This window comes from Flavobacterium maritimum (assembly GCF_040049085.1).
GTDB lineage: Bacteria > Bacteroidota > Bacteroidia > Flavobacteriales > Flavobacteriaceae > Flavobacterium > Flavobacterium maritimum.
Window position 1 is genome coordinate 320763 of record NZ_JBDLZY010000004.1, and the last position, 26073, is coordinate 346835.

Sequence of the window (26073 nt, forward strand, 5' to 3'; positions counted from 1 at the left end):
TTTAAACCATGTTAACTAGATAGGGCAATATCTTCAGTATTTATTTTTCCAGGTACAATGATGGGTTAGGATAGTCTTCCGGGTTTTTAGATTTTCTGGTTTCGATTTAATTTTCTTCGTTTAATTGTGTTTGATTTTAAAAAATGAAATTAGTTTTAATAGATGAATATTTTACTGTAACCTAAAATGAGTTAAATGTTTAAAATGGATTTACAACTGTCTTTGTGTTATGAATTTTCTTATATTTAACATATTGATTCACATAAATAGTAATTTCTTAAATGCATTTAAATTATGAGAGAGTATAAAAATGAGTTTAGAAGAAAAATGGGAAAAGTTAGAAGTAAAAAATTAAATTCAAGAGTTGATTTAACTGCCATGGTAAGTGTCTCTTTTTTGTTGATTGTATTTTTTATGCTAACAAGTGAATTATCCAGGCCAAAAATAATAGACTTATCATTGCCAAATAATGATTTTACTTGTCGGTGGTCTGGTTGTGGTGGTGAGAATCGTTCTTTAACCATACTACTAGGTGAAAATAACAAATTGATAACTTATATGGGATTATTAGCTGTTCCAATACAAGCTCCAAAAGAAGTGAAATATGGCAAGGAAGGAATTCGTAAAGAATTATTAAATCAAAATAAAACAATGCTTGAATATTCTGCTGAAATGGGAAAACCTGGAAGAGGAGTTGTTGTAATTATAAAACCAAGTAAAAAATGTAATTATAAAAATTTAGTTGATATTCTAGATGAAATGGCAATTACAGATATAAGTTCTTATGTAATTGTAAATGATTTTACTCCTGAGGAATCAAAATTGTTAGCTGTAAAATAAATTAGTTTTTTGTGAAAACGGATACTTAGCCCTGATAGCAATGGAAATCCTTTATGGTTTTTTCTTTAAAACCATAAAGATTGCAATGGATAGCAGGAAACAGCTCTTAAAAATCTTAAGTATAAAAAAAGCCTCACATTGCTGTGAGGCTTTCTATATTCAAAAAATCTAAGAATTATTTTTTCTCTGATTTTTCCATTTTAGCTTTTAATGCAGCTAATACATCATTGTTATCTCCTAAAGTTGCAGCTGGTGCATTAGTAGTAGAAGCAGATGAAGTATTTTCAACAGCAGCTTTCACATTTTTCTCTTCTTCTTCACGGAAGATAGCAGTGTGAGAAGCAACTACTCTTTTGAATTCTTTGTTGAATTCAATTACTTTGAAATCAGCAGTTTCTCCTTTTTTCAATTTTTTACCGTCTTCTTTTTCAAGGTGACGTGTAGGAATGAAAGCAACGATATCATCACCGAATTCTACAGTAGCTCCTTTGTCAACGATTTCAGAAATTTCACCTGTGTGGATAGTTCCAACTGCGAAAGAATCTTCGTATTGATCCCAAGGATTAGCAGTAGTTTGTTTGTGACCTAAAGATAATTTACGTCCTTCAACATCTAATTCTAATACAACTACGTCTAATTTTTCACCAACATTTACAAATTCAGATGGGTGTTTGATTTTCTTAGTCCAAGAAAGGTCAGAGATGTAGATTAATCCATCGATTCCTTCTTCTAATTCTACGAAAATTCCAAAGTTTGTAAAGTTTCTAACGATACCTGTATGTTTAGAACCTACTGGGTATTTAGCAGTGATGTCAGTCCAAGGATCTTGAGTCAATTGTTTGATACCTAATGACATTTTACGGTCATCTCTGTCAAGAGTTAAGATAACAGCTTCAACAACATCTCCTACTTTTACGAAATCTTGAGCAGAACGTAAATGAGTAGACCAAGACATTTCAGAAACGTGGATTAAACCTTCTACACCTTCAGCAACTTCGATAAATGCACCGTAATCAGCGATTACAACTACTTTACCTTTTACTTTATCACCAATTTTTAAGTTAGCATCTAAAGCATCCCATGGGTGAGCGTTTAATTGTTTCAATCCTAATTGAATTCTTGTTTTCTCATCATCGAAATCAAGGATTACAACGTTTAATTTTTGGTCTAATTCAAGAACTTCACTTGGGTGGTTGATTCTACTCCAAGAAAGGTCAGTAATGTGAATTAATCCGTCAACACCACCTAAGTCAATGAACACACCATAAGAAGTAATGTTTTTAACAACACCTTCTAATACTTGTCCTTTTTGTAATTGACCGATAATTTCTTTTTTCTGTACTTCAATATCCGCTTCGATAAGCGCTTTATGAGAAACAACAACATTTTTGAATTCGTGGTTGATTTTTACCACTTTGAATTCCATCATTTTGTTTACATATACATCGTAGTCTCTAATTGGTTTAACATCAATTTGAGATCCAGGTAAGAAAGCTTCAATACCGAAAACGTCAACGATCATACCACCTTTAGTTCTGCATTTTACAAAACCATTAACGATTTCTCCTGTTTCATTCGCAGCAATAACTCTATCCCATGATTTGATAGTACGTGCTTTTCTGTGAGATAATACTAATTGACCTGTTTTGTCCTCACGGATGTCGATTAATACTTCTACTTTGTCACCTACTTTTAAGTTTGGGTTGTAACGGAATTCGTTTAAAGAAATAACACCTTCCGATTTTGCGTTGATATCAACGATAACGTCTCTATCAGTGATTCTAACAACTACACCTTCAACTACTTCTTCTTGATCTGTAGCGATGAAAGTTTTTGAAACTAGTTCTTCGAATTCTTGTAAGTTTTTCTCATCTACTGCATCAATTCCTTCTTGGAAGTTATGCCAGTTAAAATTTGCTAAAAACTCTTCTTGTGATTTTAATAATTCAGACATGCTGATTGAAAATTTGTATTCTGTGTTTTCTCGAGTTTCTTCATGCGATAGAAAATACAGAAGTTGTTTTACATAAATAGTTGATACCTAAAGGAAACTCTTCTCTACCAAAAGGTGTGCAAAAGTAACACATAAATCTTAATTGGCAAAATATTTAAAGAGAGATATTTACGAGTAATTCCAAAAGAAGCAAAAAAAGGTTTCGGAGCGAATGATTGGGCATTTTTGGGAGCGTAATTCCCGCTATCCGTTATATCCACGCCAAAAAGCGTGGGATATCACTTCTATCGGGGCTAAAGAGGTTATATTGTGATTTGTCAGCAAAAAAAAATCCCAACAAGTTTGTAAACCTGTTAGGATTGGTTTTGTATATTTTTTCGAATAGATTTTTATTAATGGCTAAAATTCTCTAATTCTTTCGGATTATGGTTATACTTAAATAATATAGTGAATAAAACCAAAATCACAAAGGCATATCCAGCAAAAGAAAACCAAACCTCTGGCCACTGAACTTTATTTTCAATAGTAAAGTAGCTTACGGTTCTTCCTGCAAATTCACCACCTAAGATAGCACCAATTCCATTAGTCATTAACATAAACAATCCCTGCGCACTGGATCTAATTTTACTGTCTGTCTCTCTTTCAACAAATAGAGAACCCGAGATATTAAAAAAGTCAAAAGCCATTCCGTACACAATCATTGATAAAATAAGGAAAATTACCCCAGAGCCAGGATTCCCTATTCCAAATAATGCAAAACGCAATACCCATGCAATCATACTAAATATCATTACTTGCTTAATACCAAACCTTTTTAAGAAAAATGGAATTGTTAAAATAAATAATGTTTCAGAAATCTGCGATAAGGAAATAATAAACACAGAATGTTCAACTCCAAATGTACCTTGATATTCGGGATTAGAACCAAAATCTCTAATAAATGTATCACCAAACATATTTGTAACTTGCAAAGCCGCACCTAATAGCATTGCAAAAACAAAAAAGACAGCCATCTTTTTTTGTTTAAACAATACAAAACTATCTAAGCCAAATTTACTAGATAAAGATTGATTCGTGTTTTTATTTTCTGCTGGAACATCAGGCATAGTAAAAGAAAACAAACCGGTAATAATCAAAGCAACAGAAGCGAAAATAAATTGATTTGAATTCGATTTCCAATCTGTTAAATCGGTTATCCACATTGCTAATATAAAGCCAACTGTCCCCCAAACACGAATTGGGGTAAATGCTTTTTGAACATCAAAATTAAACTTATTTAAAATCGCATAACTAACAGAATTATTTAACGCTATAGTCGGCATATAAAAACAACTTGTAGCAAAAATTACCCAATACATTTCAGTTGAGTTAGTAGCTTTCGTAGCAAAAAAAATAGCAATTCCAGCAATTATATGAGAGATTCCTAAAACTTTTTGTGCACTAAAATATTTATCTGCAATTATACCAAGTAAGGCTGGCATAAACAAACTAGCCCAACCCATAGATCCATAAGTTCTTCCTATAGACAAACCAACACTTCCTCCCTCAATCGGACCAAAAACTTGACCCATATAACCACCTAATGAAATCAACCATACTCCCCAAACAAAAAATTGGAGGAAATTCATAATTGTTAGTCTTAATTTAATGCCCATGAAATGTAATTATATTTAAATAAATAAAAGACGGTAAATCTAATATTAATAATGATATCTGCAAAAGTTTACTACTCTTTAATAATTTCATTAACCAAATCTAAAACAACTTCAAATTGTTCTTCGCGATTGAGGTATGAATTGTCAACTTCAATCGAATCATCAGCCATAACTAAAGGAGAATCTTTACGGTGGGTATCGATATAATCGCGTTCCTCCACATTTTTCAGTACCTCTTCATAAGAAACAGAATCACCTTTTTGCTGTAATTCGTCAAAACGTCTTTGTGCTCTGGTCGCAGCACTTGCAGTCATGAATATTTTGAGCTCAGCATCCGGAAATACAACTGTACCAATATCTCTTCCGTCCATAACAATTGCCTTGTTTTTACCCATCTCTTTTTGTTGTTCGACTAATTTGGCACGAACTTCAGAAACTTCAGCTACTTTGCTTACAAATGCAGACACTTCGATGGTTCGGATGGCAGTCTCTACATTGTCGTCATTTAAATACATTTCTGCAAAACCCAAATCAGGATTAAATTTAAAATCCAATTTAATGAATGATAAATTGTTAATCAGACTTTCTTTGTCAAACCCAGTAGGGCTTATGTAACCGTTTTGCATGGCAAATAAAGCTACCGCGCGATACATGGCTCCAGTATCTACATAAACATATCCCAAATGTTTAGCTAATTGCTTCGCCAATGTACTTTTTCCAGTGGACGAAAATCCGTCTATTGCTATGGTAATTTTTTTCATGTTTCTTCTTTATGATTTTAATGAAATTAGAGGTCAAAATGCTATTTTTTATTCTCTTTTTTCGGTACTTTATTTACTAATCAATCACTCCTGAAAATTGATGGTTAGTCCAAATAGACTCGTATTTCCTGCCAATGTGTATCTTGAATAGGAATAATTGAATTTTAATTTATTTAATTTTAATCCGAAGCCAAGAGAAATTCCTGAGAAATTCCGTTGCTCCAAAATCCGTAATTCTTCCGCTCTGCGAAAATTATACCCAAATCTAAGATTAAAAGCTCTTTCTGGGAAAAGCTCGACACCAAAAATAGTATGTCGCAATGCATTATTTACAAATGAAACTTCTTCTTCAGTCTCACTTCCATCAATAGTCGTTTCTGATCGTACAGGATTTGAAAAAGAAATATTCCACTGTTGTAAATTCTCCAGAGTCAGATGCCATCGGATGGGAACATTCTCCAGCTGTTGGGAAACACCTGCGATTATTTCAAGAGGTAATTTTTCGTTTATTTCATTATAGCTTTTGAACTGCGTTCCTATATTTCGAATGACCAATCCCCAATTCACATCGTTTTTCTCATCGATGTAAAGAGCCCCGATATCTATTGCTCCTCCAAATGAATTGTAACTTTCGAGCGTGGAAGTAATCAATTTGGCATTGGCGCCAATATGAAGAGCAGTATTTGGAATATTATAGGCATAGCCAAATGACAATGCAATTTCACTTCCGGTGAAGGAAGCTGTCGGTTGTCCATTTTCATCATAACCATCAAAATTCCCGTAGTTTACATAATTTACTCCTGCTTGAAAAGTTTGTAAATGACGGTCGTAGGTATAGGCATACGAAGCGGTTCCATAGGTTACTTCCTTAAAATAACTTCCATAATTTAAAGCCAAATGATTGTCCATATCTGCATTTAAAGTGGCGGGATTAAAATGAACCTGATTGACATCATTGTCATAAATACTTATTGTTTTTCCTCCCAATGCGGCTTGTCTGGGCGAAGTAACCAGATTTAAAAACTGATAGGTATACTTCCCTCCGATTTGACTGTATGAAACAGCATAAAATAATAAGGTAAGGAAGAATAAAAGTTTTCTGAGCATGCTTTATGTAGCTATTTATCTGTGTTAAAAACGCAAATGCGAAGATAAAATTATAAATACAATAAATCACGAATTCCTAGAAAAACAAATTCCAAATTCCGTACTCGGTAAATCGAGTTTTGGAATTTGGAATTTAATAGTTGTCCTTTGATATCTCGCTGGGCAAAATATAATTTGCTATTTTAGATCTTTAGCATTTTTGACTTTTTGATTGGTCAAGGCAATCTGTAGAACTTCACTCATCTCTTTTACATAATGAAACGTAAGTCCTTCCAGATATTCAGGCTTGATTTCATCAATATCACTTTTGTTGTCTTGACATAAAATGATTTCCTTGATATTAGCTCTTTTGGCTGCCAATATCTTTTCTTTGATTCCCCCAACCGGCAATACTTTTCCTCGCAAGGTTATCTCTCCTGTCATGGCCAGGTTTTTCTTAATTCTTTTTTGCGTTAATAAAGAAACCAATGAAGTCAGCATGGCAATACCGGCACTTGGACCATCTTTGGGAGTAGCTCCTTCAGGAACGTGCAAATGAATATTGTATTTAGTCAATATTTCAGGATTTAATCCCAGTAATTCCGCATTTGCTTTGATGTATTCTAAAGCAATTGTAGCAGACTCTTTCATTACGGTTCCTAAATTACCGGTCAGAGTCATCGAGCCTTTTCCAGGAGAAAGTAACGATTCAATAAATAGTATATCTCCTCCTACACTCGTCCAAGCCAGACCTGTCACAACACCTGCAACATCATTGCTCTCGTATTTGTCTCTTTCTAATCTTGGAACACCAAGAACTTTTACAATATCTTCGTCAGTTACCTTTTTATTATATTCTTCTTCCATTGCAACAGATTTTGCTGCATTACGAATTACTTGAGCAATTTTGGCTTCCAAACCACGAACACCAGATTCACGTGTATATCCTTCGACAATTTTTTCTAATTGTTTTTTTCCAATGGTTAAGTCTTTAGAAGTCAAACCATGTTCTTTTAATTGTCTTGGAAACAAGTGCTGACGGGCAATTTCTACTTTTTCTTCAATAGTATAACCTGACATTTTGATTACTTCCATTCGGTCAATAAGTGCAGGTTGAATTGCCGCCATATTATTAGACGTAGCAATAAACATCACTTTAGACAAATCATATCCCATTTCAAGGAAATTATCATAGAAAGAATTGTTTTGTTCAGGATCTAAAACTTCCAATAAGGCAGATGATGGATCACCGCTATGACTATTGGACAATTTATCTATTTCATCCAAAACAAAAACAGGATTTGATGTCCCGGCTTTTTTCAAACTTTGAATGATTCTTCCAGGCATAGCACCGATATACGTTTTTCTGTGTCCACGAATTTCTGCTTCATCACGTAAACCACCTAAGGAAATTCGAACATATTTTCTGCCCAATGCTTCTGCAACCGATCTCCCGATTGAAGTTTTTCCAACTCCCGGAGGTCCTGTCAAACAAATAATTGGTGATTTCATGTCATTTCGCAATTTCAAAACTGCCAAATGTTCAATCATTCTTTTCTTAACATCTTCTAAACCAAAATGATCTCTATCTAAGATTTTTTGCGCTCTTTTTAAATCGAAATTATCTTTAGAATATTCATTCCAAGGTAAATCTAAAAACAATTCAAGATAATTTCTTTGAATACCAAAATCAGGTGCCTGCGGATTCATTCTGCGCAATTTCGATAATTCTTTTTCGAAATGTTTCTGGGTTTTCTCGTCCCATTTTTTGGTTTTGGCTTTAACGCTCATTTCATCCATTTCCTCTTCCTGAGAAACACCGCCCAATTCTTCCTGAATGGTTTTCATTTGTTGGTGGAGGAAATATTCACGCTGCTGTTGGTCTAAATCAAAACGGACTTTAGATTGGATATCATTTTTTAATTCCAGTTTTTGCAACTCGATGTTCATGAATCGAAGTGTTTCGAGTGCACGGTCTTTCAATCCGTTTATTGTCAGTAAATCTTGCTTCTCATTTACGGATAAATTCATATTAGAAGAAACAAAATTCACAAGGAACGATTTGCTTTCTATATTTTTTATGGCAAAAGTTGCCTCCGAAGGAAGATTTGGACTTTCCTGAATAATTTTGATAGCCAATTCTTTTAATGAATCAATGATTGCATTGAACTCGGTATCGTTTTTCTTTGGTCTTTTCTCAGTAACTTCTTTGACTTTGGCAGTAAGGTACGGTTCTTCTGAAACGACATCAGTGATTTGGAATCGTTTTTTTCCTTGAAGAATTACTGTAACATTACCATCCGGCATTTTTAAAACACGTAGAATTCGGGCTACAGTTCCTATTTTATGAATGTCCTCGATAGAAGGATCTTCGTCTTGTTCGTTTTTCTGCGCAACAACACCAATGTTTTTACCGGCTGCATTTGCGTCATTAATCAACTTTATAGATTTATCTCGTCCGGCAGTAATTGGAATAACAACTCCTGGGAATAAGACCATATTTCGCAACGGTAAAATAGGTAATGAATCTGGTAATTCTTCATTATTCATCTCCTCCTCGTCTTCGGGAGTCAATAATGGAATTAATTCAGCATCAGAATCAAATTCTTGAAGTGACAGATTGTCAATAGTAAGTATTTTATGATTTGACATAGTAATATATAAGTCGTTTTGTCATTAAATGTTTTGTCCCAATCCTAAATATACCCTTATAAAGTATGGTTTTTAATAAAACTATGCTATGAATAGTATTTATGATATAGGGCATAAAATTAGACAATCATTGTGCCAAAAGCAAAAGCTTCGGTTTGATTATTAGTAAGAGTATTATTTATTTTTATAATTCAAAAATAAAGGGAAGTAAGTGTCTCCGATTATATTTTCGGAAGCAAAGATTTTTATTATGACATCTATACCATTTTGATTTAAAACTAAATGGTTATCTATGTGTTTGGTATATTTGTTAGAATAAACTCACGAAGCATTACAATCTTACGTTTAAATGCTAAAAAAAATATTTTTTTAAAATGAATAGGAAAATATACAAAACTGTAACAAATAAAAAAAACTTAAGTCTTTACTATAAATTACATTCAGCTGTTTGAAATTAACCAACCAAAATATCGAAGAATTAATATCGCTTTGTAAGCAACAAAACCAGAAAGCCCAATTTGAGGTTTACAATCGGTATTGTAAAGCAATGTATAATGTTGCCTTCCGGATAGTGAAAGACGTACATTTTGCCGAAGATGTTATGCAGGAAGGTTTTTTGAAGGCATTTACAAAAATCGATAATTATAAACAGGAAGTACCATTTGGTGCTTGGTTGAAACGAATTATTGTGAATTCCAGTATTGATTTTTATAAAAAAAACAATCCTTTCCAACTGGAAGAAATAGAAAGAGTACTTTATAAGGTAGAAGAAACAGAATCTAATAGTACAGAAAGTATCGATTTTAATAATCTAAAAGTAAAACAAATTTTAGATGCGATACAATGCTTAAAAGATAATTATAGGATGGTGTTGACCCTGTTTTATATTGAAGGATATGATCAGGAAGAAATTAGCGAAATTTTAAAAATCAGTTATGCTAATTGTAGAACAACACTCAGTCGGGCAAAAGACAGTTTAAGAAAAAAAATAGAGGAAATATGAAAAAGAAGAATGATCAATTAGACCAATTATTTGAAAAATACGAGAATCAATGGGATATTCAGGAAATAAGCAGTAATCATGAAGAGCGTTTTCTGAATAAATTGAACTCCAAAAAAACAAAGAAGAATTATTTTATTCCTATTGCTGTTGCTGCTTCAATTATACTAATGCTGGGAATTTCATTGTTTTATAATGGAAATTCGGATACAAATCAATTGAAGTTTGCTTCTAAGGAAACCAAACAAACCGATTCCATTTTTAGTGTTATAATTGAAAATGAATTAGAAAAAATTCATGAAAAAAGTTCACCTGAAAATGAACAAATAATTGCCGATGCACTCCAGCAAATGAAAGTTTTAGATCGCGATTATGAGAAAATCATTAATGAATTAGAAAAGAACGGTGAAAATAGGCAGATCATTTATGCTATGATCAGTAATCTGCAAACCCGAATATCATTTTTGCAAACCGTTTTGCAACGAATTGAAGAAAACGAAAAATTAAAAAATACCACCAATGAAAAAACACTGTAACCTTCTGATTTTATTTGTTTTAATTCCTTTTTTAGGATTTTCAAATGAAGATACTTTTATTTCGAAACAAAAAAGTATCAAAAAAACGTATATCGTAAACGCTAATGCCGGAATTGATATCGATAATAAATATGGAAATATTTCAATATCTACTTGGGATGAAGATAAGATTGACCTTGATATCACAATAAAAGTTACCGGCGGAAACGAAAATTGGGTACATCAAAAGCTAAATAGCATCGATGTTGATATTACAGCATTAAAATCAATGGTGACAGCTGTCACTAACATTGGAAATTCAACCTATAAAAGTAAAGGAAGCAACAACAGTTTTGAGATTAATTATATAATTAAAATTCCAAAAAACGGAACTGTAAAACTGAATAATAAATATGGGAATATCACTTCTTTAAATTTAGAATCTACGGTTGATATTTCTTGTAAATATGGCAAAATTAACCTTGCAAAATTGAATGGAAATGCCAGTAACATTCGAATAGAATATTGTCAAAACTCCACTATAGAATATATTAAAAGCGGAAATATCGAAGCCCGGTATTCGGGATTAAAAATCGATGAGGCCGGTAAGATTGCTTTGGAAACAAATTACACTGACGTCACTATTTTAGAAGGTCAAAACATCAAATATGACTGTAATTATGGAGTTTTTAAGTTTCAAAAAATTAATTCGTTTGTTGGTTCTGGAAACTATCTAACCATTACCATTGCCGAAATTTTTAATACTTTGAATTTAGATGTTAACTACAGTAAAATTAACATTGGAACTATTAATGAAAAAGCCAATAATATCAATATTAATTCGGGATACTCTGATATTGTATTAGGTTATGATACTAATTATGCCTTTGATTTTGAGATTTCGACAAAATATTCAGGGATAAAAAATGATGGTAATCTACAAATTTTAAGTAGTGAGGAAAAAACCAATTCCAAAAGAATAAGTGGATTTTACAAGAAGAAAGCTTTAAATAAAGTCGTTATTACTTCAAATTACGGCAATGTATCACTAATAAGAAAACAATAATTTAAAAACTGTACCAATGAAAAAAACAATTCAATTATTCCTTTGTGGTATTTTATTTCTTACCGCAATTGCAAGTGCACAAGATCGAGTTAAAGGAAATGGAAAGATCGTAACCGAAAAAAGAAATACCAGAGCTTATCAGGATATAAAAGTAACCGGTTCATTTGATGTTGATTTAGTTTCGGGAAATGAAGGAAGCATTACTATTCAAGGAGAAGAGAATATATTGCCTTTTGTCAAAGTTGAAGTGGAAGATAATGTATTAAAAGTTTCTACTGAAAAAGGAAAGAATATCAGTCCAAGCTTGGGAAAAAAAATTCAGATCACAATTCCATTTGAATCAATTTCATCAGTAACACTCTCAGGTTCGGGAGAAATAAAAACAAAAAATACTATAAAAGCGGCTGATTTTAATGCGAATTTATCTGGTTCTGGTGACTTGGTTTTAGATGTTGATACAAGCAAATTTGAAATCAATCTGAGCGGTTCCGGTGATGTTGTGTTGACAGGAACGACAAACGATTTTACCAGTAAATTGTCTGGTTCGGGAGACATTGACGCCTCCGGTTTAAAAGCCAAAAATGTTGATGTAGCCGTGTCCGGATCTGGAGATAGCAAAGTCTTTTGCAGTGAAAGTTTGTATGCAAGGGTTTCAGGATCCGGTGATATTGAATATAAAGGCAATCCAATTAAAAAGGATACGAAAGTTAATGGTTCGGGAGAGATTTCAAATGATTAGTTTTCAGATTACCTAAGATTAAGGTTTATTTAAGGTGTTTTATTAATTTAAAACACCTTTTTTTGGAACTCTTCTCAATAGAAAAACTGCCGTTATAAAGAATATTGCCAGGAATACAATTGCAAATCGTGGACTTCCGGTAATTTGATCGATAAGTCCGTACACACTCATTCCGATTACGATTCCAATTTTTTCAGCTACATCATAAAAGCTAAAAAATGAAGTAGTATCCTCAGTTTCGGGTAATAATTTTGAATAAGTAGAACGGGATAAGGCTTGAATTCCTCCCATTATAAGTCCCGCTATGGTTGCCATAACGTAAAAATGTATTGGTAGGGTAATGAAAAAGGCAAATGCACAAAATAGTGCCCATATACAATTTATCACAATCAAGGTCGGAATATTGCCAAATTTTTTAGACGCTCTTGAAGTTAAAACAGCACCTAAAACCGCTACTAATTGTATTAGTAAAATACAAATAATTAAACCAGTCGTACCTTCTTCTTTTGATGACCAGGTAATTTCTTGCGCTCCAAAATAAGTAGCTACAAGCATTACGGTCTGTACCGCCATACTGGAAACGAAAAAACTTCCTAAATAACGTTTTAATGCAATATTATGTTTCAGTAAAGTCCAAACTTTCTCTAATTCTTTGAAACCATTAAATATAATTCTTTTCGATAACTTTTCGTCAGCATGTTTATTTCCTTTAGGTAAAAAATAATAGGAATACTGACTGAATAATATCCACCATACTCCTACCATAACAAACGAATATCGCATGGCTTTCATAGCAGCTTCACCTTCTGTACCTGCGATTCCGAAAAACTTTGGTTTCATAATCATCGCTAAATTGATAATCAACAAAATAACACTTCCAATGTAACCCAATGAATACCCTTTTGCACTAATTTTATCTTGTTGTTCCACAAAAGCAATGTCTGGTAAATAGGAATTATAAAAAACTAAACTTCCCCAATAGCCAATGAGGCCAAGAAAATAAAACGCTAACCCAACATAGATACTTTCGAGATTAAACCAATATAATCCCATACAGGATAAAGCTCCCATATAACAAAAGAATTTCATAAACGACTTTTTATTCCCCACATAATCAGCTATCCCAGATAATAATGGTGATATAAAAGCTACCAATAAAAATGCTATGGCGGTAACAAAGCTTATTAAGGCTGAATTTTTAAGATGCAAACCGAAAACATCAATGTAATGATCTCGCTCTGAAAATAAAGCTTCATAAAAAATAGGAAATACCGCAGATGCAATGGTAAGGGTATATACTGAATTTGCCCAATCGTAAAAAGCCCAAGCATTTAATAATTTTTTACTTCCTTTTTCTAAATCTGCCATGTTTGTTTTTTTATTTTGCGAATTTATTTATTTTTTAGTTTGCTAAGCGAAAATTATAACTAAATTCTGTATTAATAAATTATCAACATAATTAGGCTTTATATCGTTCAAAAAAAAGGGCTATCCTTAAAAGAATAGCCCAAATAGTTCTAAAAATTGATTTAATTACGGTCCATAATTATTTATAAATAATACCAACTTTAGCTGCAGTTGCTTTTGCTTCGGGAATAAGTGCTTTCAAATTGGCAATTCTGGTTGCATCAGATGGGTGTGTACTCAGAAATTCTGGTGGAGATTGCCCTCCTGATTGCGCAGCCATTCTTTGCCAGAAAACAATGGCCTCATCAGGATTATAACCGGCAATCGCCATTAAAGTCAAGCCTATTTTATCTGCTTCACTTTCATGACTTCTACTAAATGGAAGCATCACTCCCACTTGTGAGCCAATACCATAGTATTGTTGCCACATTTGTTGTTTTTCAGTGCTTTGTCCACCAGTTGCAACAGCGACTCCTACGGCTCCTAATTCTTGTAATTGAGCAGCACTCATCCTTTGTGCTCCATGATTTGACAATGCATGAGAAACTTCATGCCCCATAACTGTCGCCAACCCGGTTTCATCTTTAGTAACAGGTAAAATACCTGAATAAACTACTATTTTTCCTCCAGGCATGCACCAGGCATTAACTTCTTTGTTGTCAATTAATTTATACTCCCATTGGTAGCCGTTTAAATATTGTGTTTGCCCCAAATAGGATAAATATTTCTCGGCAGCAAGTTTAATTTTCATCCCAACTGTTTCTACTCTTTTAGCATCCGCAGTTCCAGAAATCACCTTGTTTTCTTTTAAAAAAGTTCCGTATTGTTGAAAAGAAGAAGGAAATAATTCACTGTTTGAAACAAAGTTTAACTCTTTTTTCCCCGTCAAAGGATTGGTGGCACAGGAATAAAATAATCCAATCACACCCATTCCTATTAATAAATACTTTTTCATGATGTAGCGTTTAAATATCATTCAAAAATACAACTTTTTTGGGCTTTGTATTTATATAATTATATTCAAATGTATCAATATTGCTATTATTCTCCAATGATATGCAACTCAGTAAATTCTTTGTCAACAATCAGATAATTGTCAAGTTCGAAAACCTTTTTATCGAATGAAAATTTTTCATTATCTATTTCAATCCTTTTAATTTTAAAGGGCAATCCGATAAGATTGATTTTATATTTAGAATAATTGGTATCGTATTTACCTTCTTTATGCAATTGGATGATTAAATCTTTTTCTTTACCAATAGATTGGAAAGATAAAAGGCTGTATCTTCCTTTTCTATGATCATAACCGTCCTGTGAATCTTCATATACGACCGATTTTTCTTTGCCTTCTTTATAATAGATGTCTAAGGTCAATTCGTCAAATTCTAATTCACCGACATACTGTTGCACAGGATATTTTGGAATTATCGCCCCCGCTTTTACAAAGACGGGAATTTCGTCATATTGTGTATCCACCCAAACCTCTTTACCACCCGAAATCAGTTCATTGGTCCAGTAATTATACCACTTTCCTCTTGGTATATACATTCGTCTTCCCAAAGAGTTTGGTTCCAGAATTGGACAAACCAAAATTTGATTTCCAAAAATAAACTCATCATTTCTATAATGGGTCTGAATATCATCTTGGTCAAAGCATACCAAAGGTTTTAACATCGGAATACCCTCTTCAATATATTGCCAGAACATCGTATACAGATAGGGTAACAGTTGATAACGTAAGTTGACGAATTTTCGGGTAATGTCAATAACTTCTTCGTCAAATGACCAAGGCTCCTGATCTCCATGATCTCCAGAGGAATGGGTTCTGCAGAACGGATGAAAAACACCTAGTTGAATCCAACGCGCATATAGTTCGCCAGTTGGTTGCTCAGCAAAACCACCAATATCAGAGCCGGTAAATCCCATTCCGCAAATATTCATACGTTGCACCTGTATATTGGCTACCCATAAATGTTCCCAAGTCGCTACATTATCTCCTGTCCAGGACGAGGTATAACGTTGAGCACCAGAATAGGCAGATCTTGTTATCACAAATGGCCGTTTTGGATAAGCAAAACGTTTTACTCCGTGATAAGTTGCTCTTGCCATCTGCATTCCGTAAATATTGTGTGCCTTTCTATGACTACAAGGATGCCCATCATAATCATGGCGTACATCTATTGGGAAAGTTTTATTGGGAACCTCCATAACTGCGGGTTCATTCATATCATTCCACACTCCTTTTACTCCAAAATCTGCAATTAATTCTTTGAATAGCCCTGCCCACCATTCTCTCACAGTTGGATTGGTATAATCGGGGAAATTGCATTCTCCTGGCCAAACTTTTCCTTTCATATAAGGGCCATCGGCTCTCTTACAGAAATAGTCTTTCTCTAATGCTTCTTTATAAATATCGTATTCTCTATCTATTTTAATTCCAGGATCAATGATGACTACCGTTTTAAAACCGTCTTCTGCTAATTCGGTTACCATCCTTTTTGGATCAGGGAAATATTCTTTGTTCCAAGTGAAACAACGAAACCCTTCCATGTAATCAATATCTAAATAAATAGCATCACAAGGAATCTTTAACTCTCTAAATTTAGAGGTAATTTCTTTGACCTTACTTTCCGGATAATAGCTCCATTTACATTGATGGTATCCTAATGCCCAAAGCGGCGGTAATTCTGGTTTGCCTGTTAAATCGGTATAAGTTGTAACAACATCCTGCATTTGAGGACCATAAATGAAGTAATAGTTCATTTCTCCTCCTTCTGCCCAAAAACTGGTTACATTTCTACGTTCATGACAAAAATCAAAAAATGTTCTAAAACTGTTATCGAAAAAAATACCGTACGATTGTTTATTATGTAATCCTATATAAAAAGGAACTACTTTGTACAATGGATCTTGTTCTTTGTGAAATGCATATTGGTCGGTGGCAAAATTTTCCAATCTTTTGCCTTTCAAATTCATTTGAGTAGCCTTATCCCCAAGGCCGTAAAAACACTCTCCATCTCTCGAGGATTTACTCATTTTTACAATATTGCCACCAAATTCAAAACTTTCTTCCCAATGGAATCCAAGCTCATCTTCCAAAATAAGATGATCATTCAAATCGTAAATAGACAATCTTAAATCTTCTTTCTGAATTCGGCATTTTATTTTACTGGTAGTTATCTGGTAAAAATTTGGATTTTCAGAAACCACAAGATTATTGTATCCGTGCGCATGACTTTTGTCAATCGCATAAGAAAAATCACTATTAAAATATCCCTTGGTTGTAAATCTAAAACGGATTAAACTATCTCTTAATACAGTTACTTTTAGTACGACACTATTAATTGTATGAAAATATACCGAATCCACCTCATGCTCAAAAGAAATTATTTTTGACGGATATAAATCGCCTTTATATTCTAGTTCTGTGTTGGTAATCATATCTTCTATAATTAATTATACACTCGTTCATTTCATTTCAAACATACAAAAAATGTTTGTAAACAATTGAAAATTAGTGTTATATTCACGAAAACGATATACCGCTATTTTGTTGAAAATTAACAAAATAGCGGTATACGTAAATATTATGATATAATTTTTATGATTCTTTAAAATAGTGCTTCCAGCGCTATCCCAATTTAAGAAATTTTAAAAACGGTTACACCAAGCGGTGGTAATTCTAATGCAGCAGAATAATCTCGACCGTCATAAGGTAAGGCTTCGATGAGTAGTTTATTCGAATTCATTACTCCGCTTCCACCATAAATTAGCTCATCACTATTAAAAATTTGGGTTAATTTCCCTTTTTTAGGTAGACCGATACGGTAATTTTTACGAACTACTGGTGTAAAATTACAAACTACAATAACATCGTCTTTTGGTTTATTTCCTTTTCGGATGAATGACATAACGGCATTTTGATGATCAGAATAATTAATCCATTCAAATCCTTCCGGACTGAATTGTTTTTCATGTAAAGCTGGTTGTGTTTTATACAATTCATTTAAATCACTGATCAATTTTCTAACGCCTTCATGAAAAGGGTATTGCAATAAATGCCAATCTAAACTGCCTTCAAAATTCCATTCACTACTTTGACCAAATTCAGACCCCATAAACAATAGCTTTGTTCCGGGATGTGTAAACATATAGCTATACAGCAATCTCAAATTAGCAAATTTTTGCCATTCGTCACCAGGCATTCTTCCTGCGATTGATTGTTTACCATAGACCACTTCATCATGGGACAATGGTAACATAAAGTTTTCAGAAAAAGCATAGGTCATGGAAAATGTCAAATCATTTTGATGGTATTTTCTATAAACTGTTTCTTTTTTGAAATATTCTAATGTGTCGTGCATCCAGCCCATCATCCATTTCATACCAAATCCCAACCCACCGGCATAGGTAGGTCGTGAAACCATTGGGAAAGAAGTACTTTCTTCTGCAATCGTTTGTACCCCTTCAAAATTAGAATAGACAGCCTCATTAAAATCCTTTAAAAAACTTATAGTGTCTAAATTTTCCCTTCCACCATAAATATTTGGTTCCCATTCTCCGTCCTTTCTGGAATAGTCTAAATATAACATTGATGCTACAGCATCTACGCGAAGACCATCAGCATGGTAATGTTGTAGCCAAAATATAGCATTACTGATCAAAAAGGAACGAACTTCATTCCTACCATAATTAAAGACTAGACTTTTCCAATCCGGATGATATCCTTTTCTGCGATCCGGATGTTCAAAAAGATTGGAACCATCAAAGAATCCAAGTCCGTGCGCATCATCAGGGAAATGGGAAGGAACCCAGTCCAATATTACCCCAATTCCTGCCTGATGTAATTTATCAACCAAAACCATGAAATCCTGTGGTTTTCCAAAACGGGAAGTCGGTGCAAAATAACCCACTAACTGATATCCCCAAGATGGATCATACGGATATTCCATGATAGGCATAAACTCTACGTGGGTAAAACCGGTTTCTTTTACATACTTAACTAAATCTTCAGCAAATTCAAGATAAGTCAAAAATCTATTTTCAGTAGCATGTCTTTTCCAGGAACCTAAGTGAACTTCATAAACAGAATAAGGCTTGTCCAGACCATTATGGTCTTTACGGGTTTCCATCCATTTGGAATCTTTCCATTTGTACTCTAAGTCCCAGATTACAGAGGCTGTATGTGGTGGTTTTTCACAATAAAAAGCAAATGGATCCGCTTTTTCGGTTATGATGCCACCATTATTGGATTGTATTTTATATTTATAAGTAGTTCCTTTTTCAACGCCAGGAATAAAACCCTCCCATATACCGGATGAATCCCAACGCACTTGTAAAGGATGCTCCCCTTGAATCCAATAATTAAAATCGCCTATTACGGATACAGACCTTGCAGATGGAGCCCATACAGCAAAATAAACACCTTTTACACCATCAACTTCTATAAGGTGTGCACCTAATTTTTCGTATAGTCTGAAATGTTTTCCAGCTTTAAATAAATCGATATCAAAATCTGTAAACAGGGAATGTGATTGTACTTTGTTCATTTTTTTGGTGTTGTTGCTTTGGTTTTAAGTATAAACTATACTTGTAAATCTTATTTGTGTTTTTCAAACTCCATAATACTTGCAATCCCCGTTAATGGGATTACGGACCAGCGTGGTCGGGAATTAAGTTCATATCCCAACTCATAAACTGCCTTTTCGAGTAAACAATATTTTAAAAGAAAATCAATTTCCTTGCTGTATCCAATGTTCAGATTTCCAGCTTGAGCTACTTCTATGTAAGTTTGCAAAAATACTCCGACAAAATATTTGAATAAAATTTCTCCTGCCTGAAAAAGGGTTGACTGTTCAAAAGGATATTTTTCTTTATTGTTGAAAATTGTCGCATAAATCGAATAGTGAAAAGATCGGAACATACCCGCAACGTCTTTCAATGGCGGCTGTTTTACTTTTCGATCTCTAATAGTGCTTTCTGGCTCTCCTTCAAAATCCAATATATAAAAATCGTCTCCGTTTACTAAAACCTGACCTAAATGATAATCCCCGTGGATGCGTATTCGCTCTGATTTCATTTTAGTCCAATCAAAATCAAGGAATAATTTTCTGATTTCTTTTTTATGATCTAAAAACTGATTAGCTAATTCTAAGGCCAGACCATCCAGTTTATGCAAATTATTTTCCAAAATATTCAATCTGTTTTGGAACTGATAAGTCAATCGATTTTTTAGCCAAACGGTATAATCTCCATTATAAGTAGTTGGCGTAAAAGCGGTTTCATGAATATCGCTTCCTAACGCAATATGCATTTCTGCCGTCCTTGTTGCAAGTGTTTGGATGCGTAAAAAAATACTCAAACCTGCCCAATCAATAATTTCATGAGGAATTTCATTAATTCTTAAACGCTTGAATAATTCAATATTGGGTAATTTATCAATTTTTATTTTTTTGTGGTTTAAATTATCAAAAATCCTATCCACTTCTTCCAACATGAACTTCCAAGCATCTCCTTGATTGGGAACCAATTCCTGCATCAAACCGAGGGTTATATTTCCTTCGGTCAGTATGACACTTATACTTCCTGTATATGTCGGTGAACTTTTGAAATGCATTCTTTCAGTAAGGAAACGACTAATTTCATAATCAGGGTTCATACTGATGTAAATTCTCCTGAAAATCTTTAATACCAAGGTATTATTATAAATAATTGAAGTATTACTTTGCTCAACACCCATGAACTTTGAAGAAATATATTCTTTCTCAGTCAGTTTGCTTCCCTTGTGAAACCTCACTTTTGAAGAATCTGTTTCTTTGGAATTGACAATTTTATCAAATAATAATTTTCTAAAATCTTCCTGATGTAAAGCGTCAACAAGAAAACCTTCCTGCGTATTCATTTTTACCGGAGCAATGATAGTATTGGTATCTAATTCCTCTTCAGACATGAACGCAAGCGGCATAAAATAATGCTGATAGAAAGCTTCTTTAAAATTGACTTCAAGTAAAACACCAAAATAAGTATTGTCTTTGGAGGTAATTTTAAACCAGTCAACAACCTCAATATATTTTAAGGTGCTGGACTTTCCCCCATACCAACGTTTGTTAATGATATAGTTCTCTAAAATATCTGAAGAAAAAATCTTTACAAAGTCTTCATCCTCAAATGCATCTTTCCAATCTGTTTTAAAAACAAACGGCTCTTGGAATTCGTCTTCATTAATTTTACTGTCTATCATTATCGGTGAATTTTAAATAAATGAAAAGGTAATTCTGGTGAAAGTTCTACAAAATTCCATTCCTTATCCCAAAAATAACTGTTGCCCGTAATTAAATCGGTTATATGAACGGGTTGATTTCCTAATTGTTCCAAAGGGAGTTTTATCATTGCTCTACTTACATTATGTTGATCCAAACTTACTACCATTAAGGTTTCACTTAGTTTAGCATCGTCAAATTTGTAATACGCCATCACCTCATCATTGTTGGTATCACAAAAAATAATGTTATTGGTTTGCTGCAATGAAACCTGCTCTTTTCTAATCGAATTTATTTTTGTGATCAGAGTTGTAATTTTGTTTTCTTGATCCCAATTCCATTTAAAATATTCATATTTTTCAGAATTCAAATACTCTTCTTTTCCAGGAGCCATAGGTTCACAAATTCTGTATTCAAAAACTGGCCCGTATATGCCGACACTTGAACTCAGTGTTGCAGCAAGAAAATATTTTTGTAAATGCACTGATTCACTTCCGCTTTGTAAGGGAAATGGATTGATATCGGGTGTGTTAGGCCAAAAATTAGGACGATAAAATTCTTTTTGTTCTGATTGTGTCAATTCTTGAACATACTCGGTCAATTCTTTTTTAGAATTTCTCCACGTAAAATAGGTATATGACTGGCTGAACCCTTGTTTGGCCAACTCATTCATGATTTTTGGACGCGTAAATGCTTCTGCTAAGAACAGTACATCAGGATGTATTTTCTTAATTTCTCCAATCAGCCAACCCCAGAAATAAAATGGTTTTGTATGCGGATTATCTACTCTGAAAACTCGAATATTACATTCTTCGACCCAAAACAAAGCCACATCCAGTAGTTCTTTCCAAAGATTTTTCCAGTCATTGCTTTCAAAATATATTGGAAGAATATCTTGGTATTTTTTTGGCGGATTTTCTGCATATTGTACAGTTCCATCCGGTCTCCACTTGAACCACTGTGGAAAATTTTTTACATAGGGATGATCCGGAGCAGCTTGTAAAGCATAATCCATGGCTACTTCAATGCCTAACTCCTGTGCTTTTCTGACTAATTCCTTAAAATCATCAATAGAACCTAGTTCGGGATGAGTCGATTTATGACCTCCGTACTGGGAACCAATTCCCCAAGGTGATCCGACATCGCCAGGTTGTGCATTTGTGGCATTATTTTTTCCTTTACGATTTACTTCACCGATAGGATGAATCGGCGGAAAGTATAACGTATCAAATCCCATTTCGGCTACTCTGGGTAAAAGTCTTTCACAATCTTTGAAAGTACCATGTTTTCCTTCTTCCTGTGATGCTGAACGGGGAAAAAATTCATACCAAGTACTGAACAAAGCTTTTTTCCTGTCAACATATACTTTTAATTCTAAGGATTTGTTTGCTAAGAAACGAGTCGGATATTTTTTGAATATTCGCTTAAGTTCATGGGAAGTTGCCTCAATAACTGCATTTTCATATTCAGATTCTGTGGAAAAAAAATAAACTAATTTATTTAAATAATCATTCTCTGAATCGTCTGCAAACTGTTGAACTGCTTTTACATATTCGGCTCCTTCCAAAAGCTCAGACTTTACATACTGATTATCCTGAATCTTTCTTTCTGTACCGTGCTGCCAATTTAGGGCATAATCGACCCATCCCTCAATAAAATAAGTATAGAAACCTTGTTTTTCAACTTTAAATTCACAAAACCATTCATCATTGAAAGTTGGAATCATTCTTACCTCATCCCAATTCTCATCGCTTTCATGCTTGAACTTAACGCAACTTTCAATAACGTCATGACCATCAGAAAAAATGGCTGCAGTAACGTGTACGTTTTGGCCAACAATTCTCTTAATTGGGAAAACACCTCCATCTAATTGAGGTAAAATATTTTCTATTATAATTCGGGTTTGATTCTGCATTGTATACATTTAAATGAATTTGAAAAGTAATAAAAATTATATATTGTAGAAACTTTAATAAAAAAATTATTGATATGTTAAAGATCAGAACATATCACAATCATTCATTGAAAATAAATAAATCAATTCAAGGAACTATTACATATATCTTTTGTGTTTTGTAAAAAATAGCCATCTGAATTGTAATTAGAAAGGCTCAAATTCCATAACAAAAATAAAATTTTCAATTTTAATTGTTAAAATGTCATACTATTTTTACTAAAAGTAGTCTTTGTCCCATTTTTAAAGTAGAGTCAAAAACTATTGAATTATTAAAACAGTCAAATTAAATCTTAAAATTGAAAACTTTATTTTTTGTGTCGAAAGATGCTTTAAGTTATATTTAAACTAATATATAAAAGCTCTTTCTAGATACTATTTTATCGTATAATTGCTTGGCACAATTGCACCTTTTTTGATAACCACAATTCCATCTTTGATTGCATACAATTCATTTGAAAAGTTTTCCAAATGTTTCCCTCCTTCAATATAAACATCATTTCCAATTCTGCAATTCTTATCTACTAAAGCATTGCTTATAAAACATCTTTCACCGATTCCCACTAATTGCTGGTTATTACTGATGTCTTCATTCATGTCTTCAATACTTTGATAGAAATCATTACCCATTACATAAGAATTTTTAATAACGGTTCCTTCCCCTATTCTGGAACGAATACCAATCACAGATTTGTTTATTTCTTTCGCATGGATGATGCAGCCTTCTGAAATCAGCGATTTTTCAATCATTGTTTTCTGAAATTTTGATGGAGGCAATAAACGTGGACGGGTGAAAATTTTGTTATCGTTATCGAACAAGTTAAATTCAGGAATATCGTTAGTCAAGCCAATATTTGCTTCAAAGAAAGAATCAATGTTTCCAATGTCTGTCCAATAACCTTCATATTGAAAGCTTAATATTTTTCTGTGACCAACAGCTTGAGGTATAATTTCTTTACCGAAATCTTTCGTGTCAGGATTTTTCATTAATTCAACTAATAGTTTTTTGTTGAATATATAAATCCCCATAGAAGCCAAATATTTTTTTCCTTGGCTCTTCATTTCTTCACTCACATCAGATTCCCACTGAGGTAAGAGTTCAGGAGCCGGTTTTTCTATAAAGGATTCGATTAGACTTTCCTTGTTAGTTTTTAATATTCCAAATTCCGGTGCATCTTTAGCGTTTACAGGCAAAGTAGCAATAGATATATCAGCTTCGGCATTGATGTGGGCTTCAATCATTTCGTTGAAATCCATTTGATACAATTGATCTCCAGAAAGAATCAATGCATAATCAAAATCATGATTTAAAAAATGAGGCATACATTGTCTTACAGCATCAGAAGTTCCCTGAAACCAAGTTGGATTATCAGGAGTTTGCTCTGCCGCAAGAATATCGACAAAGGCATGGCTGAAAATACTGAAACTATAAGTGTTCTTAATGTGTCTGTTTAAAGAGGCAGAATTGAATTGCGTTAATACAAACATTCTGTAAATGTCCGAATTCATACAGTTTGAGATAGGGATATCTACCAATCTGTATTTACCTCCTATCGGTACGGCAGGTTTTGATCTTGTTTCTGTAAGCGGATACAATCTGGATCCCTGACCTCCTCCTAAAATAATTGCAATTACATTTTTCTTGTTGCTCATTTCTTTTTAATAATTAAGTTGTATATCTCTATGTATTCTTTACAAACGCTGCCCCAGGAGTGATCTATTTTCATTCCCATTTTTCGTATTTCATTAAACCTTTTTTTATCATCGTACAACTGGATTGCCCTTTGAATAGAAGAACAAATATCTTCAGTAGTTGCCTGATCATGACATATCCCGTTTCCGTTATCTCCAATATCAATAACTGTATCCTTTAATCCGCCTGTTCTTCTTACTATAGGAATTGTTCCATAGCGCAAAGCATACATCTGATTTAATCCACAAGGCTCCACTCGGGAAGGCATCAATAAGAAATCAGAACCGGCATAAATTAAATGCGATAATTCTTCGTTATATCCAATGAATACATTGTAATTCCCTTTATAATCAGATAACAGTTCGTTTAATTCGTTTTCTATAGTTTCATTGCCTGAACCTAAAATAAGAATATTAATTGCTGCAAGATTTTCATCTAATGCTAGTGCTGATGCTTCTGGCAATAAATCTGCACCTTTCTCTGTCAATAATCGGCCAATAAAACTAAAAAGCGGTTTTGTTGGATCGAGATTGAAAAGTTTCGATAGCTTTTCTTTATTTTCTTGCTTTCCTTTTTCTACATTTTTTTCAGAATAATTGCTCATCAACATTTTGTCCTTTGCAGGATCCCAGACCTTTACGTCTATTCCGTTTAAAATTCCTTTTGACTTGTTACGAACTAAATTAAATAGTGACTCCAAACCATTGGATGAATAATTAATTTCATTCAAATAATTTGGTGAAACAGTTGTCACTGCCCAAGCGCATTTCACTCCTGTTGCAAGGGAATTAATAGCATTTCCCCATTCTAAAATATTGATGTGTTCTAAATCAAACTCCGGCAAATAATACAATTTATCAAAACCAAATATACCTTGGTACAAGCCGCTATGGATTGTAATCACTGTTGGTGTGTTCCTTAATTTATCATATTTATATCCATAACGCATCAAAAAGGGTATCAAGCCTGTATGATGGTCATGACAATTGATGATATCAGGAATGTCTCTTCTTCCAATTATCCAATCTAAAGTGGCAATCTGAAACGACAAAAAACGTTCTATGTCATCCTCATAGCCATAAATTTCTTTTCGGTCAAATAATTCAAGGATTTCAACTACGTATAATTCAAATCCAAGCGAATCTGTTTTTTCTTTAAAAACACTAAACGGAAAATTAAATTTCCCCAATTTAACATAACCCCAGTGAACGCACTCAAAATCATTTTCGGTTATAAATTTCGTGTCATACTTTGGAATCACAACTCTTAGGTCATGACCTTCAGTACTTTGATATTTAGGCAATGCTCCTACTACATCTGCTAATCCACCAACTTTGGCAGCAGGATAACATTCTGCACTAATATGAAATATTTCCATTTATGAAATCTTAGCTTTTTTAAATTCTATACAATCTACTCTTTTAAGCAAATACTAATTAATCCGCTAAAAAATTATAAAAAATACTACTTTTATGTTTTCTAAATTTACTAA

General features: G+C 33.4%; 18 protein-coding genes. 5 read left to right on the forward strand and 13 right to left on the reverse strand.

Annotated elements, in window-relative coordinates; translation table 11 throughout:
• Nucleotides 1–294: 294 nt before the first annotated feature.
• Nucleotides 295–840, forward strand: coding sequence for an ExbD/TolR family protein (locus ABEB23_RS10755; protein ID WP_348812599.1), 546 nt, complete (start codon nt 295–297; stop codon nt 838–840).
• 175 nt (nt 841–1015) lie between these two features.
• On the opposite strand, the gene rpsA is transcribed toward ABEB23_RS10755, so the two are convergent.
• From rpsA to lon, 5 genes are all read right to left on the reverse strand, one after another.
• Complete coding sequence (gene rpsA, locus ABEB23_RS10760) at nt 1016–2794, reverse strand: 30S ribosomal protein S1 (RefSeq protein ID WP_348812600.1); 1779 nt, start codon at nt 2792–2794, stop codon at nt 1016–1018.
• A gap of 392 nt (nt 2795–3186) precedes the next feature.
• Nucleotides 3187–4449, reverse strand: coding sequence for a nucleoside permease (locus ABEB23_RS10765; protein ID WP_348812601.1), 1263 nt, complete (start codon nt 4447–4449; stop codon nt 3187–3189).
• Between the two features lie 71 nt (nt 4450–4520).
• Nucleotides 4521–5210 carry a (d)CMP kinase gene (cmk, locus tag ABEB23_RS10770; protein ID WP_348812602.1) on the reverse strand — a complete coding sequence of 230 codons (690 nt, stop codon included), beginning with the start codon at nt 5208–5210 and terminating at the stop codon, nt 4521–4523.
• Between the two features lie 84 nt (nt 5211–5294).
• On the reverse strand, nt 5295–6317 hold the full coding sequence (gene porQ / locus ABEB23_RS10775; protein WP_348812603.1) for a type IX secretion system protein PorQ: 1023 nt from the start codon (nt 6315–6317) through the stop codon (nt 5295–5297).
• 177 nt (nt 6318–6494) lie between these two features.
• Complete coding sequence (lon, locus tag ABEB23_RS10780; RefSeq protein ID WP_348812604.1) at nt 6495–8948, reverse strand: endopeptidase La; 2454 nt, start codon at nt 8946–8948, stop codon at nt 6495–6497.
• 448 nt (nt 8949–9396) lie between these two features.
• Between lon and ABEB23_RS10785 the strand changes: the two genes are divergently transcribed.
• Genes ABEB23_RS10785 through ABEB23_RS10800 form a run of 4 tightly spaced genes read left to right on the forward strand, consistent with a single transcriptional unit; the run spans nt 9397 to nt 12268 of the window.
• Nucleotides 9397–9951 carry an RNA polymerase sigma factor gene (locus ABEB23_RS10785; RefSeq protein WP_348812605.1) on the forward strand — a complete coding sequence of 185 codons (555 nt, stop codon included), beginning with the start codon at nt 9397–9399 and terminating at the stop codon, nt 9949–9951.
• Nucleotides 9948–10484, forward strand: coding sequence for an anti-sigma factor (locus ABEB23_RS10790; protein WP_348812606.1), 537 nt, complete (start codon nt 9948–9950; stop codon nt 10482–10484). Before ABEB23_RS10785 ends, ABEB23_RS10790 begins: the two co-directional genes overlap by 4 nt.
• A complete protein-coding gene (locus ABEB23_RS10795; RefSeq protein ID WP_348812607.1) occupies nt 10468–11529 on the forward strand; it encodes a DUF4097 family beta strand repeat-containing protein in 1062 nt (353 codons plus the stop codon). The genes ABEB23_RS10790 and ABEB23_RS10795 overlap by 17 nt, the downstream gene beginning before the upstream one ends.
• A 16-nt stretch (nt 11530–11545) precedes the next feature.
• Nucleotides 11546–12268: a head GIN domain-containing protein gene (locus ABEB23_RS10800; RefSeq protein ID WP_348812608.1), complete on the forward strand. Its 723-nt coding sequence runs from the start codon at nt 11546–11548 to the stop codon at nt 12266–12268.
• 42 nt (nt 12269–12310) lie between these two features.
• On the opposite strand, the gene ABEB23_RS10805 is transcribed toward ABEB23_RS10800, so the two are convergent.
• The 8 genes from ABEB23_RS10805 to ABEB23_RS10840 form a co-directional block, all read right to left on the reverse strand.
• Nucleotides 12311–13636: an MFS transporter gene (locus tag ABEB23_RS10805; protein ID WP_348812609.1), complete on the reverse strand. Its 1326-nt coding sequence runs from the start codon at nt 13634–13636 to the stop codon at nt 12311–12313.
• 178 nt (nt 13637–13814) lie between these two features.
• Nucleotides 13815–14630 carry a M48 family metallopeptidase gene (locus ABEB23_RS10810; RefSeq protein WP_348812610.1) on the reverse strand — a complete coding sequence of 272 codons (816 nt, stop codon included), beginning with the start codon at nt 14628–14630 and terminating at the stop codon, nt 13815–13817.
• Between the two features lie 86 nt (nt 14631–14716).
• On the reverse strand, nt 14717–17116 hold the full coding sequence (locus tag ABEB23_RS10815) for a glycoside hydrolase family 31 protein (RefSeq protein WP_348812611.1): 2400 nt from the start codon (nt 17114–17116) through the stop codon (nt 14717–14719).
• 200 nt (nt 17117–17316) lie between these two features.
• A complete protein-coding gene (gene glgB / locus ABEB23_RS10820) occupies nt 17317–19224 on the reverse strand; it encodes a 1,4-alpha-glucan branching protein GlgB (protein WP_348812612.1) in 1908 nt (635 codons plus the stop codon).
• 50 nt (nt 19225–19274) lie between these two features.
• Nucleotides 19275–20915: a maltokinase N-terminal cap-like domain-containing protein gene (locus ABEB23_RS10825; RefSeq protein ID WP_348812613.1), complete on the reverse strand. Its 1641-nt coding sequence runs from the start codon at nt 20913–20915 to the stop codon at nt 19275–19277.
• Nucleotides 20915–22849 (reverse strand): alpha-1,4-glucan--maltose-1-phosphate maltosyltransferase, encoded by a 1935-nt coding sequence (locus ABEB23_RS10830; protein WP_348812614.1) that lies wholly within the window; start codon nt 22847–22849, stop codon nt 20915–20917. The genes ABEB23_RS10825 and ABEB23_RS10830 overlap by 1 nt, the downstream gene beginning before the upstream one ends.
• A 414-nt stretch (nt 22850–23263) precedes the next feature.
• Entirely contained in the window at nt 23264–24541 is a 1278-nt protein-coding gene (locus ABEB23_RS10835) for a glucose-1-phosphate adenylyltransferase (protein ID WP_348812615.1), read from the reverse strand.
• Nucleotides 24538–25959, reverse strand: a complete 1422-nt coding sequence (locus ABEB23_RS10840) for a glycogen synthase (protein ID WP_348812616.1) — start codon at nt 25957–25959, stop codon at nt 24538–24540. The genes ABEB23_RS10835 and ABEB23_RS10840 overlap by 4 nt, the downstream gene beginning before the upstream one ends.
• Nucleotides 25960–26073: the final 114 nt, after the last annotated feature.

What these genes read in the sequence shown, in the direction of transcription:
- ABEB23_RS10755 (WP_348812599.1), top strand. Translation starts at nt 295, where the DNA reads ATGAGAGAGTATAAAAATGAGTTTAGAAGAAAAATGGGAAAAGTTAGA.
- rpsA (WP_348812600.1), bottom strand. Translation starts at nt 2,794, where the DNA reads ATGTCTGAATTATTAAAATCACAAGAAGAGTTTTTAGCAAATTTTAAC.
- ABEB23_RS10765 (WP_348812601.1), bottom strand. Translation starts at nt 4,449, where the DNA reads ATGGGCATTAAATTAAGACTAACAATTATGAATTTCCTCCAATTTTTT.
- cmk (WP_348812602.1), bottom strand. Translation starts at nt 5,210, where the DNA reads ATGAAAAAAATTACCATAGCAATAGACGGATTTTCGTCCACTGGAAAA.
- porQ (WP_348812603.1), bottom strand. Translation starts at nt 6,317, where the DNA reads ATGCTCAGAAAACTTTTATTCTTCCTTACCTTATTATTTTATGCTGTT.
- lon (WP_348812604.1), bottom strand. Translation starts at nt 8,948, where the DNA reads ATGTCAAATCATAAAATACTTACTATTGACAATCTGTCACTTCAAGAA.
- ABEB23_RS10790 (WP_348812606.1), top strand. Translation starts at nt 9,948, where the DNA reads ATGAAAAAGAAGAATGATCAATTAGACCAATTATTTGAAAAATACGAG.
- ABEB23_RS10795 (WP_348812607.1), top strand. Translation starts at nt 10,468, where the DNA reads ATGAAAAAACACTGTAACCTTCTGATTTTATTTGTTTTAATTCCTTTT.
- ABEB23_RS10800 (WP_348812608.1), top strand. Translation starts at nt 11,546, where the DNA reads ATGAAAAAAACAATTCAATTATTCCTTTGTGGTATTTTATTTCTTACC.
- ABEB23_RS10805 (WP_348812609.1), bottom strand. Translation starts at nt 13,636, where the DNA reads ATGGCAGATTTAGAAAAAGGAAGTAAAAAATTATTAAATGCTTGGGCT.
- ABEB23_RS10810 (WP_348812610.1), bottom strand. Translation starts at nt 14,630, where the DNA reads ATGAAAAAGTATTTATTAATAGGAATGGGTGTGATTGGATTATTTTAT.
- ABEB23_RS10815 (WP_348812611.1), bottom strand. Translation starts at nt 17,116, where the DNA reads ATGATTACCAACACAGAACTAGAATATAAAGGCGATTTATATCCGTCA.
- glgB (WP_348812612.1), bottom strand. Translation starts at nt 19,224, where the DNA reads ATGAACAAAGTACAATCACATTCCCTGTTTACAGATTTTGATATCGAT.
- ABEB23_RS10825 (WP_348812613.1), bottom strand. Translation starts at nt 20,915, where the DNA reads ATGATAGACAGTAAAATTAATGAAGACGAATTCCAAGAGCCGTTTGTT.
- ABEB23_RS10830 (WP_348812614.1), bottom strand. Translation starts at nt 22,849, where the DNA reads ATGCAGAATCAAACCCGAATTATAATAGAAAATATTTTACCTCAATTA.
- ABEB23_RS10835 (WP_348812615.1), bottom strand. Translation starts at nt 24,541, where the DNA reads ATGAGCAACAAGAAAAATGTAATTGCAATTATTTTAGGAGGAGGTCAG.
- ABEB23_RS10840 (WP_348812616.1), bottom strand. Translation starts at nt 25,959, where the DNA reads ATGGAAATATTTCATATTAGTGCAGAATGTTATCCTGCTGCCAAAGTT.